General features: G+C 71.9%; 13 protein-coding genes. 10 read left to right on the plus strand and 3 right to left on the minus strand.

The annotated features are described in order from the left end of the window. Positions 1–95: 95 nt before the first annotated feature. Both J3S20_RS28800 and J3S20_RS28805 read left to right on the plus strand, forming a co-directional pair. Positions 96–1,562, plus strand: coding sequence for a site-specific DNA-methyltransferase (locus J3S20_RS28800; RefSeq protein ID WP_216840382.1), 1,467 nt, complete (start codon positions 96–98; stop codon positions 1,560–1,562). Continuing rightward, positions 1,552–2,796 (plus strand): site-specific DNA-methyltransferase, encoded by a 1,245-nt coding sequence (locus tag J3S20_RS28805; protein ID WP_216840383.1) that lies wholly within the window; start codon positions 1,552–1,554, stop codon positions 2,794–2,796. Before J3S20_RS28800 ends, J3S20_RS28805 begins: the two co-directional genes overlap by 11 nt. Here the strand turns inward: J3S20_RS28805 and J3S20_RS28810 are convergent, their stop codons facing one another. Together J3S20_RS28810 and J3S20_RS28815 are read right to left on the minus strand one after the other, a co-directional pair. After that, positions 2,797–3,138 carry a type II toxin-antitoxin system RelE/ParE family toxin gene (locus tag J3S20_RS28810; RefSeq protein ID WP_216840384.1) on the minus strand — a complete coding sequence of 114 codons (342 nt, stop codon included), beginning with the start codon at positions 3,136–3,138 and terminating at the stop codon, positions 2,797–2,799. It lies immediately after the preceding gene. Then, positions 3,135–3,374 carry a type II toxin-antitoxin system ParD family antitoxin gene (locus J3S20_RS28815; RefSeq protein ID WP_246603381.1) on the minus strand — a complete coding sequence of 80 codons (240 nt, stop codon included), beginning with the start codon at positions 3,372–3,374 and terminating at the stop codon, positions 3,135–3,137. Before J3S20_RS28815 ends, J3S20_RS28810 begins: the two co-directional genes overlap by 4 nt. A gap of 187 nt (positions 3,375–3,561) precedes the next feature. On the opposite strand from J3S20_RS28815, the gene J3S20_RS28820 reads away from it, so the two are divergent. Together J3S20_RS28820 and J3S20_RS28825 are read left to right on the plus strand one after the other, a co-directional pair. Next, positions 3,562–3,798: a hypothetical protein gene (locus J3S20_RS28820; RefSeq protein ID WP_216840385.1), complete on the plus strand. Its 237-nt coding sequence runs from the start codon at positions 3,562–3,564 to the stop codon at positions 3,796–3,798. Positions 3,799–3,908: 110 nt separating this feature from the next. After that, the gene (locus tag J3S20_RS28825) at positions 3,909–4,835 is read left to right on the plus strand and encodes a DUF3489 domain-containing protein (RefSeq protein WP_246603382.1); all 927 of its coding nucleotides are present in this window, start codon (positions 3,909–3,911) and stop codon (positions 4,833–4,835) included. 44 nt (positions 4,836–4,879) lie between these two features. On the opposite strand, the gene J3S20_RS28830 is transcribed toward J3S20_RS28825, so the two are convergent. Continuing rightward, positions 4,880–5,176, minus strand: a complete 297-nt coding sequence (locus J3S20_RS28830) for a hypothetical protein (protein ID WP_216840386.1) — start codon at positions 5,174–5,176, stop codon at positions 4,880–4,882. Between the two features lie 105 nt (positions 5,177–5,281). Between J3S20_RS28830 and J3S20_RS28835 the strand changes: the two genes are divergently transcribed. From J3S20_RS28835 to J3S20_RS28860, 6 genes are read left to right on the plus strand one after another with little or no spacing between them, the layout of a single operon-like run. Continuing rightward, positions 5,282–5,482 carry a hypothetical protein gene (locus J3S20_RS28835; protein ID WP_216840387.1) on the plus strand — a complete coding sequence of 67 codons (201 nt, stop codon included), beginning with the start codon at positions 5,282–5,284 and terminating at the stop codon, positions 5,480–5,482. Further along, positions 5,479–5,766: a hypothetical protein gene (locus J3S20_RS28840; protein WP_216840388.1), complete on the plus strand. Its 288-nt coding sequence runs from the start codon at positions 5,479–5,481 to the stop codon at positions 5,764–5,766. Before J3S20_RS28835 ends, J3S20_RS28840 begins: the two co-directional genes overlap by 4 nt. Positions 5,767–5,800: 34 nt before the next feature. Further along, positions 5,801–6,325 (plus strand): hypothetical protein, encoded by a 525-nt coding sequence (locus J3S20_RS28845; protein ID WP_216840389.1) that lies wholly within the window; start codon positions 5,801–5,803, stop codon positions 6,323–6,325. 25 nt (positions 6,326–6,350) lie between these two features. Then, positions 6,351–8,249, plus strand: a complete 1,899-nt coding sequence (locus tag J3S20_RS28850) for a phage terminase large subunit family protein (RefSeq protein ID WP_216840390.1) — start codon at positions 6,351–6,353, stop codon at positions 8,247–8,249. A 15-nt stretch (positions 8,250–8,264) separates the two neighbouring features. Beyond that, positions 8,265–8,501, plus strand: a complete 237-nt coding sequence (locus tag J3S20_RS28855) for a phage head-tail joining protein (protein WP_216840391.1) — start codon at positions 8,265–8,267, stop codon at positions 8,499–8,501. Beyond that, positions 8,501–9,982 (plus strand): phage portal protein, encoded by a 1,482-nt coding sequence (locus tag J3S20_RS28860; protein ID WP_216840392.1) that lies wholly within the window; start codon positions 8,501–8,503, stop codon positions 9,980–9,982. The genes J3S20_RS28855 and J3S20_RS28860 overlap by 1 nt, the downstream gene beginning before the upstream one ends. Positions 9,983–10,072: the final 90 nt, after the last annotated feature.

The raw sequence follows: 10,072 nt of genomic DNA on the forward strand, positions 1-10,072 counted from the left end.
GCCCTGATCTCAATCGCTTAGCTGCGAACCACCGCCGCGTCGGTTCGCAGCCGCGGTTCGCATGGTTCGCACCCCTCCTGATTCCGGATGGCCCGATGACGCTCCCCTGGATGGCAGCGAAGATCCTGCTGCGCCCGGTGGCGGAGCTGCGTGCGCATCCCGGCAACGCGCGCGTGCACGGCGCCGTGCAGATCGAGCAGATCAAGGCCAGCATGCTGGCCTTCGGCTTCACCAATCCGCTGCTGGTGGACGAAGCCGGCGTGCTGATCGCCGGCCACGGCCGGCTCGAAGCAGCCGTCGCGCTCGGCATCGAGAAGGTGCCGACCATCGTGCTCCGGCATCTCTCCGCGGCGCAGAAGGAGGCGCTGAGGCTCGCCGACAACCGCATCGCGGAGAACGCGACCTGGGACCAGGCGCTGCTGCGCGACGCGCTCGCCGAGGTGCAGGCGGCGCCGGACCTCGACCTCGGGACGCTTGGCTTCTCGGCCGCGGAGCTCGACGACATCCTCGCGGCGGCTGGAGATGCCGTGTCTGACGGCGACGCGCCCGAGGCCCTGTCGGCACCCGCGGTCCAGGGGGGCGGGGATGGCGCGGCGGAGACAGAGGCTGCGGCGGAGGATGACCCCGCCGACGCCGAGTCGGATCCGCCGCGCCAGGCCGTCACCAGGCCGGGCGACCTCTGGCTGCTCGGCGAGCACCGCCTGCTCTGCGGCGACGGCACCGACGCCGCGTCGGTCGCCCGCGTCATGGGCGCGGACCGGGCCGCGCTGCTGTTCACCAGCCCGCCTTACGGAAACCAGCGCACCTACACCACCGGCGGCGTCTTGGATTGGGACGCGTTGATGCAGGGCGTGTTCCAGCATCTCGACCGGGCTGTGCGCGCAGACGCGCAGCTGCTCGTCAACCTTGGGCTGATCCACCGCGACAGCGAGTGGCAGCCCTACTGGTCCGGCTGGCTCGAATGGATGCGCGCGCAGGGCTGGCGCCGCTTCGGCCTCTACGCCTGGGACCAGGGGCCCGGCCTACCCGGCGACTGGAACGGGCGCCTCGCGCCGGCCTTCGAGCTTCTGTTCCACTTCAACCGGGAGGCGAGGCAGGCGAACAAGATCGTTCCCTGCAAGTGGGCCGGCACCCCGAACAAGGGCAGCGGACTGCGCGCTGCCGACGGCGAGGTGAAGGCGTACACCCACATCGGCCTTCCGGTGCAGGACATGCGCATCCCGGACAGCGTGCTGCGCATCACCCGGCACAAGGGCCGCGGCATCGAGACCGAGCACCCGGCCGTGTTCCCCGTCGCGCTGCCCGAGTTCCTGATGCGCGCCTACACGGACGAGGGCGAGGTCGTGTTCGAGCCCTTCTCGGGCAGCGGCACCACGGTCCTGGCGGGTCAACGCACGGGGCGGCGCGTCCGCGCCATCGAGCTTGCGCCCGCCTATGTCGACCTGGCGATCGCCCGCTGGCGGATGCTGCACCCCGACCTGCCGGTGACGCTGGCCGACGATGACCGGGACTATGACGCCGTGGCCGCCGGCCGCGCGGAGGTGCTGCCCGATGCAGCCTGACCTCCAGGTCACCACGGTCCCGGTCGCCGCGCTGCTTCCCTACGCCGAGAACGCGCGGACCCACTCCGACGACCAGGTGGCGCAGATCGCCGCCTCCATCGGCGAGTTCGGCTTCGTGAACCCGGTGCTGATGGATGCCGCGGGCGTGCTGGTCGCGGGCCACGGGCGGGTCATGGCCGCGAAGCGCCTGGGAATGGTGGCGGTGCCGGCGATCCGGCTCGTGCACCTGACGGAGGCGCAGGCGCGGGCGCTGCGCCTGGCGGACAACCAGATCGCGCTGAACTCCGGCTGGGACGAGACGCTGCTCGCTGCCGAGATCGCCCGCATCCGCGACGAGGCGGTCGTCGATCTCGACGTCCTCGGGTTCTCGGGGATGGAACTCGATCGCCTGCTGGCCGCGGCGGATGCCGGCGTCGACGAGGATGCCGACGAAGCGCCCGAGCCGCCGGCCGTGCCGGTCACACGGACCGGCGATCTGTGGCGCTGCGGCGACCACCGGCTGCTCTGCGGCGACGCGACGAAGCTCGCCGAAGTGCAGCGCGCACTCGGCGCCGAACGCCTCGCCGACATGGCCTTCACGGACCCGCCCTACAACGTCGCCTACCAGGGCGGCACCGCGGCCAGGATGACCATCGCCAACGACGCGCTGGGCTCCGGCTTCCTCGACTTCCTCCAGCCTGCGCTGGCCAACCTGCTCTCGGTGACGAAGGGCGCCTGCTACGTCTGCATGTCCTCGTCCGAGTGGCCGACGCTGCACCGCGCCTGGCAGGAAGCGGGTGGCAAGTGGTCGAGCACCATCATCTGGGCGAAGAACACCTTTGCCCTCGGCCGCGCCGACTACCACCAGCAGTTCGAGGCGATGCTCTACGGCTGGAAGGCCGGCGCGCAGCACTACTGGTGCGGGGCGCGCGACCAGGGGAACGTCTGGCACTTCGACAAGCCGGCCAGGAACGACCTTCACCCCACGATGAAGCCGGTGGCGCTGGTCGAGCGCGCGATCCGCAACAGCAGCAAGCAGCGCGACACGGTGCTCGATCCCTTCGGCGGCTCCGGCACGACGATGATCGCGGCAGAGCGGACCGGGCGGCGCGCGGTGCTGCTGGAGATCGATCCGGCCTATGCTGACGTCATCGTCCGACGCTGGCAGGACGCGACCGGCGAAGCCGCAGTGCTGGAGGGCGAGGACCGCACCTTCAGCGACATCGCCGCATCGCGCACCCCGCACGCAGCCTGATCACGGCGCGCCCGGCGGCGCCTCGGACTCCTGCATCCAGGCCGGGATGTCGCGCTGGGCGTGCAGCACGCGCCAGACGTCGATGTGGTCGGGCTGCTCCCGGTAGAACACGATGAAGGGAAAGCGGCGCAGCGGCCAGGCGCGCAGGCCTTCGAGGCCCAGCTCGTAGGCGTAGCGGAGCGACCCGACGCCGGGCTGCGCGCCGAGGCGGCGGAACGCCTGCTGCAGCGCGTCGATGAATCGTAGGGCGAGGAGCTCGCCGCCCTCGGCCTGGTAATGGGCGATCGCCTCGTCGATGTCCTGCTGCGCGAGCTCCCGCGGGATGACGGGCCGCGCGGTCACCGCTTGTAGGGGCCGCGCACTCGTTGGCGCAGTCCGTCGAAATAGGCCTCGTCCGCCACACGGCCCGGGCGGGACGCCGCGCCGGCCAGCAGCAGGCCGCGCAGGTGCTGGCGCTCCTGATCCTTCCGGATGAGCTCGCGGACGTATTCGCTGCTCGTGCTGTAGCCGCCGCTTTCGACCTGCTGGTCGACAAAGGCCTTCAGCGCATCGGGGAGGGAGACGTTCATCGTGCCCATGGCCGGGAGGATGGCCCTCTTGGCAAAAATTGGCAAGCGCGGCGTCGGCCAGCCGCAGGCAGATGTGATCCGGAACGCGGAAAGAAAGCAATGATTGCAGCGCGGTAGATGCTTGGCTCGGCTCCGCCGCAGCGCGAATGGTCCGTCACGCGCAGGGGATGCCCTGCACCACACGACGGAGACCAGCATGACCGACCGCGAAGCCCGCGCCGCCCGCAATCAGCAGAAGAGCCTCGAAGCCTTCCTGCAGCAGAAGGCCCGCTTCGACGCGATGGTCGCCGAACTGCAGCAGATGAGCGCGGACCACTTCGGCGCGGCTCCCGAGGAGGTCCTCTGGGGCAAGGCCGCCACCCTCGAACACTGGAACAGCCGGCTGGCGAGCGTGACGGACTGCTACTTCAAGCGCGGCGAATTCGCCGAGTAGCGCGAAGCGCCCGCCGCGACGCGGCGCCGCCACCGCCCCGACAGGCCAGGCCTGCGGGGCTCGGGGTGGTAGCACCCGGTTGGTCGGGTGCCGAACCGGAGACCCCGACGATGAAGCTTTCCGACACCCAGCGCGTGATCCTGAGCGCCGCCGCGCAGCACGAGATGGGCCTCGCCCGCGCGCCGAAGACCCTGCCGGCCGCGGCGCGCAACGCGGTGTTCCGCAGCCTGATCAAGAACAACCTGCTCACCGAGATCAACGCCCCGCGGGAGCATGTCGGGCTCGGCTGGCGCCAGGACGAGGACGGGACCTGGATCGTGGCGCGCATCACCGATGATGGTCTGCGCGCCATCGGCATCGACCCGAACGCGGGCGACGCGCCGGAGGAGGACGAGCAGAGCGCCGAGGCCATCGCCCGCCGCAACGCCGAGCGCCGCGCCGCCGCGGAGGCCGCCACGCCGGCGGCCGACACGGCGCCCACGGGCGCGGATGAGGACGCGCAGGAGGGCGAGGACGCCCCGGTGCCGGAAGCCGCCCAGGGCGCGCCCCTGGCGCAGGACGAGGCGAATGCGGCGGAGGAGCCCGTGGGCCAGGACGACCCGACCTACCTGCCGATCGAGCAGGCGCTGATCCGCGCCATTGGCACGATCACAGCCCACGCTGCGGATCAGGGCGCTTGGTCGCGCTTCTGCGTGGACCACGCCGATCTGGTGGCCGACCTGCGTGCAGCCGCTGCGCGTCGGCCAGGCCGTACCCCGCGGGATCAGGCCACGAAGCGGGCCGACGTCACCCCGCGCAAGCCGCGCGAGGGCACGAAGCAGGAGACGGTGGTTTCGATGCTCCGCCGCGAGGAGGGGGCGACCATCGCGCAGATCTGCGAGGCGACGGGTTGGCAGCAGCACACGGTCCGCGGGTTCTTCGCGGGCCTGAAGAAGCGCCAGGGGATCGAGGTGCAGGTGCTGGAGCGGGTGCGCCAGGTCGGCCCGAACAAGGAGGGCGCCCGCGGCTCCTACAGCATCTACCGCATCGCCGACTGATACCGCCGACGCCGCGATCAGGGCCCGCCGCGTCGCGGCGGGTCTTAATGCTTCTCCCAGGGCGTCGGCTTGGGCTTCGGTGGATCGAGCGCCAGGATCAATTCCTCGACCTTCCACTTCTGGCGCTTCGCCGACTTCGCGACGTCCAGCAGCACCTTCCTGGCGTCATCGAGGTAGAGCTTCACCATGCGCGGCGTGCCGCAGCGGTGTTCGGCGAGCGCCATCGCTTTCGCGGTCGCTTCGACCATCTTCTCGATGTCCTTCGGCGCGCTCGGCTGCGTCATCTTCCTCGGCCCTCGATGGTCGAGGTGATGTCGCACGACGCGCCGCGCGGTGCCCATCAGAATCCGCGCTCGACTGCTCGTCATTCGCCTTGGCTGTGGGGAACCACAGCGCGAAGCGTCCGTCACGCGCAGGCAACCCGCCGCGCAGCACGGAGACGGACGATGCAGCAGACCGCCACCATCACGCACCTCAAGGGCCTCGCTGACCACGCCCGCCTGAGCCACGCGCACTGGCTGCGCAGCGCGCGGCAGGGTGGCAGCGGGAACTACGGCCCCGCCTACTGCATCGAGGGCGCCGGCATCTGGCGCCGCCGGCTCGGCGAGCTGCTGGCGCAGATCCGCGACGCGGAGCGCGCGCGATGAGCGCCCGCACGCTGCGCCGCTGGATCGTGCTCGGCCAGGACGGCCGGCACGTCACGCTGGGGCGGGCGGCGCCGCCCTCCGCAGTGGAGATCGCCGCGGCCAGCGAGGCGATGGCAGCGCAGGGGCTGGCCGGCTGGATCGCCACGCTGGGCGGCGACTACTGGGGCCGCGGGCGTGTGACGCTCGCGCCGGTGCAGATCATCGGCGCCGGCGCGACGCTGGACTGGGCGGCCGCGGTCGCTGCCTTCGAGCAAGCCCGCCAGCGCGCGCGGCACGCTGCCTGACCCACACCCCGCGCGCGGCGGGAGAGATGCCGCCGTGCCAGAACTCACCCCTTCCACGCGCGAGGCCGCCCGCCGCATCGGCATCACCGAGACGGCGCTGCGCAAGGCCGAGCAGACCAACCGGATCGCCCGCGAGCCGGACGGCCAATGGGACATCGACAAGACCCGCCGGCGCCTGGTGGAGACTGCGGATCCGGCCCGGTCGCCGCTGGCCAATGGCGGCGGTGGCGGCGGGGCGGAGGGAACGCCCTACGCCCGCCTGAAGGTCGCGCAGCTCGCGCTGAAGGTCGAGGCGCAGCGGCTCGCGCTCGACGAGAACAAGCGCCGGCTGCTCGACGCCGCCGAGGCCAACGCCACGATCGACGAGATCGCCGGGGCGATGCGCGACGCGCTGCTGAACTGGCCTGCCCGCGTCTCGGGGCTGATCGCCGCCGAGATCGGTGTCGACCCGCACCTGCTGCAGACCATCCTGCAGACGCACATCACCGACCTGCTCTCGGAGGCGGCCGATCGCTTCGATCCCCCAGGCATCGGCGGAGATCGGGCCGCGGACCCGTGACCATGTCCGGCGCCGGGCGGGGAGCATGCTCCGCCCGCCGCCGCAGCTCCGCGTGTCGGAATGGGCGGAGCGGCACCGGATCCTCGGCAGCCGCGCCTCCTCCGAGCCCGGCCCCTGGCGAACGAGCCGGACGCCGTACCTGCGGGAGGTGATGGACGCGCTCTCGGCGGTGCATCCCGCCCGGCGGGTGGTCTTCATGAAGGGCGCCCAGGTCGGCGCCACTGAGGCCGGGAACAACTGGCTCGGCTACATCCTGCACCACGTGCCGGCCCCGGTTCTGGCGGTGCAGCCCACCGTCGAGCTCGCCAAGCGCTTTTCGCGCCAGCGCATCGACCCGCTGCTGGAGGAGACGCCGGCCCTCAAGGAGAGGGTCGCACCCGCCCGTGCCAGGGACAGCGGCAACACGCTGCTGTCGAAGGAATTCCCCGGCGGTATCCTTGTCCTGACCGGGGCGAACAGCGCGGTCGGGCTGCGCTCGATGACGGCGCGATTCCTGTTCCTCGACGAGATCGACGCCTATCCCGGCGACGTCGAGGGCGAAGGCGACCCGATCGCGCTGGCCGAGGCCCGGGCCCGAACCTTCGGCTGGCGACGGAAGGCCTTCCTGGTTTCGACGCCGACGATCGCCGGCCGCAGCCGGATCGAGCGGGAATACGCCGCCTCCGACCAGCGGCGCTACTTCGTGCCGTGCCCGCACTGCGGCGAGATGCAGTGGCTGAAGTTCGAGCGGGTACGCTGGGAGAAGGGCGAGCCGCGGTCGGCGCGCTACCACTGCGAGGCCTGCGACGAGGCGATCGAGGAGCACCACAAGACGGCCATGCTGGCCGGTGGCGCGTGGCGGGCGACCGCCACCGCCGAGGATCCGCACACCGTCGGGTTCCACATCTCGTCCCTCTACGCGCCGGTGGGCTGGTACTCCTGGGAGCAGGTCGCGCGGGATTGGGAGGCGGCGCAGGGCAAGCCCGAGGACCTGAAGACCTTCAGGAACACGGTGCTCGGCGAAACCTGGCAGGAGCGCGGCGAGGCGCCGGATTGGGAGCGCCTGGTCGAGCGGCGAGAGGACTTCCGGATGGGCGTCGTGCCCGCCGCGGCGCTCTGCCTCACCGCCGGTGTGGACGTGCAGGACGACCGCCTCGAGTGCGATGTCTGGGGCTGGGCGGAGGGGTACACCTCCTGGCTGGTGGATCACGTGGTGATCCCCGGCAGCCCGCGGGAGCGGGAGCCGTGGGACGCGCTGGCGGCGGTGCTGGCGCGCGACTGGCCACGGACCGGCGGCGGCAGCATTCGCATCGCCAAGGCCTGCATCGATACCGGCGGCCGCGACACCGCGGCGGTCTATGGCCACCTCCGCCGCCTGCGGGATCCGCGCATCGCGCCGACGAAGGGCGTGGATGGCTGGAACCGGGCGCAGCCGATCCAGGGCCCGACGCCGGTCGATGCTCTGGTTGATGGCCGGAAGCTACGCCGCGGCCTGAAGCTCTGGACGGTGTCGGTCTCGACCTGGAAGGCCGATCTGTACCGCCGCCTCTGGCTCGGCCGCGGTGACGCGGAGGACTTCCCACCCGGCTGGGTGCACCTGCCGCAGGGCATCGAGGCCGAGTGGGTGAAGCAGCTCGTCGCCGAGCAGCTGCACACGGTGAAGGACCGCCGCGGCTTCGCGCGGCAGGAATGGGCGAAGCTGAGGGAACGGAACGAGGCGCTGGACTGCGCCGTGCTGGCGCGCGCCGCGCTCTGGCTGCTCGGTGCCGACCGCTACGGCGAGCGTTTCTGGGCCCAGCTGCGCGAGCAGGTCGCCAACGCTCCGCTGCAGAGGAGCGAGATTCCCACCGGCGGGAATGTCGCTCCGCCACCGCCACCGCAGGTCGCGACTGACAACCACCGCCCGCGCGGCTGGCTCGCGCCGCGCAGCGGCTGGCTGCGCTGAAGAGGGAGGACGCGCATGGACCCGACCGTCCTGGCCTGGGCGTTGGCGCAGCCGGCCGGCAGCCGCGCGGCCGCGCTCGCCGCGGCCTACACGGGCGGCACCACGCGCGTGATCTTCGACGGGCGAACCGTGGAGTACCGCAGCCTCGATGAGCTCGGCCGTGCGCTGGCCGTGCTGCGCGGGGCCGAGATGACGGCGGCGCGCCGTCCCTCGGTCACGCTGGCCAGCTTCTCGCGCGAGGGAAGCAGGTGATGGGCAGGCTGCGAGACGCATGGAATGCGCTGCGCGGCTATGCCGCAGCGCAGGACCAGCGCGCCTCCGCCTGGGCGCCGTCCGGTAGCAGCGCGACGGCCGAGGTCGGGATGGCCGCGGCGACGGTGGCGCGGCGCGCCCGCGACGCCGTCCGCAACGACCCCTACGCCAGCCGCATCATCGACCTGTGGACCGGCAACGCGGTGGGCGCCGGCATCACGACGCGCTGGCCCGACCAGCAGCACGCCGATGCCTGGCGCCGCTGGGCCGAGAGCACCGCCTGCGATGCCGAGGGGCGGCTCGACCTCTACGGCCTGCAGGCGCTGGTGATGCGCGCCGTCGTGGAGAGCGGCGAGTGCTTCGTCCGCTTCCTTTTGGCAGCGCCGTCGCAGACCAATCCGATCGGTCTGCGCTTGCAGGTGCTGGAGAGCGACCACCTCGACACGGCCCGGAACGGCATGGTGGACGGGGCCGCGACCATCCAGGGCATCGCGCTCGGCGAGGCTGGCGAGCCGATGGGCTACTGGCTGCACCGGGTGCACCCCGGCGCGGCCTGGATCCTGCCAGGGGCGACCTGGCTGAGTAGCGAGCGGATCCCCGCATCGGAGGTGCTGCACGTCTACCGCAAGCGCCGCCCCGGCCAGCTGCGCGACGTGTCCTGGCTCGCCCCGGTGCTACTCCGACTCCGCGACCTCGGCGACTACGAGGCCGCGCTGCTGATGAAGGCCAAGATCGAGGCGTGCTTGGCCGCGGTGGTATCGGAGGAAGGCGACGAGGCGCTGACCGGCGCGGCAGCCGGGCTGCTCCGCGATGCACAGGGCCGGACGGTCGAGAGCTTCGAGCCCGGGATGATCCTCTACCGCCGCGGCATGGGCTCAGTGGAGGTGGTGAACCCCTCTGGTGGTGGATCGCATGCTGCGTTCGCGCGCCGGGCACTCGAGGCCGCCGCGGTCGGCGCCGGCCTCACTTACGACCAGGTCTCCGGCGACCTCACCCAGGCGAACTACTCCTCGCTCCGCGCCGGCAAGATCGAGTTCCGCCGCCTCTGCGAGCAGGTCCAGTACGGCATGCTGATCCCGATGCTAGTGCGGCCGATCGCGGACCGCTTCCACGCGCAGGGCGCACTCCTCGGGCTCTGGGGCGCGGAGATGCCGGACGGCGTCAGCCACGTCCCGCCCGCGCACGAGATGATCGACCCGCTCAAGGACACCACCGCGCTGATCGCGCAGGTGCGCGCCGGCTTCGTGCCGCAGCCGGAGGCGGCCGGCGCCTTCGGCTACGACTTCCGCCAGGCGGTCGAGATGATCCGAGAGGCCAATGCGCTGCTCGACGAGGCCGGCATCTCGCTCGACACCGATCCGCGCCGCGTCGCGAAGTCCGGCGCCGCCCAGGACGCTGCGCAGATGGCCGCCGTCGAGATCGCCGCCACCGGCGCCGCGGCACCACCCCGCGTCGAGCCAACCCCAGGAGCCATCGCATGATCGCCGGCGCCTACGACTGGACGGACGACATGCTCAAGATCAAGAGCATGCAGAAGAAGTTCCGCGACAGCTTCAACGGGACCGAGATCA

This window comes from Falsiroseomonas tokyonensis (assembly GCF_019024325.1).
Taxonomy (GTDB): Bacteria; Pseudomonadota; Alphaproteobacteria; order Acetobacterales; family Acetobacteraceae; genus Falsiroseomonas; species Falsiroseomonas tokyonensis.

Excerpts from the sequence above, each read along its gene's own strand:
- J3S20_RS28825 (WP_246603382.1), top strand. The coding sequence starts at position 3,909 with ATGAAGCTTTCCGACACCCAGCGCGTGATCCTGAGCGCCGCCGCGCAG.
- J3S20_RS28815 (WP_246603381.1), bottom strand. The coding sequence starts at position 3,374 with ATGGGCACGATGAACGTCTCCCTCCCCGATGCGCTGAAGGCCTTTGTC.
- J3S20_RS28800 (WP_216840382.1), top strand. The coding sequence starts at position 96 with ATGACGCTCCCCTGGATGGCAGCGAAGATCCTGCTGCGCCCGGTGGCG.
- J3S20_RS28840 (WP_216840388.1), top strand. The coding sequence starts at position 5,479 with ATGAGCGCCCGCACGCTGCGCCGCTGGATCGTGCTCGGCCAGGACGGC.
- J3S20_RS28805 (WP_216840383.1), top strand. The coding sequence starts at position 1,552 with ATGCAGCCTGACCTCCAGGTCACCACGGTCCCGGTCGCCGCGCTGCTT.
- J3S20_RS28820 (WP_216840385.1), top strand. The coding sequence starts at position 3,562 with ATGACCGACCGCGAAGCCCGCGCCGCCCGCAATCAGCAGAAGAGCCTC.
- J3S20_RS28860 (WP_216840392.1), top strand. The coding sequence starts at position 8,501 with ATGGGCAGGCTGCGAGACGCATGGAATGCGCTGCGCGGCTATGCCGCA.
- J3S20_RS28835 (WP_216840387.1), top strand. The coding sequence starts at position 5,282 with ATGCAGCAGACCGCCACCATCACGCACCTCAAGGGCCTCGCTGACCAC.
- J3S20_RS28855 (WP_216840391.1), top strand. The coding sequence starts at position 8,265 with ATGGACCCGACCGTCCTGGCCTGGGCGTTGGCGCAGCCGGCCGGCAGC.
- J3S20_RS28850 (WP_216840390.1), top strand. The coding sequence starts at position 6,351 with ATGCTCCGCCCGCCGCCGCAGCTCCGCGTGTCGGAATGGGCGGAGCGG.
- J3S20_RS28830 (WP_216840386.1), bottom strand. The coding sequence starts at position 5,176 with ATGGGCACCGCGCGGCGCGTCGTGCGACATCACCTCGACCATCGAGGG.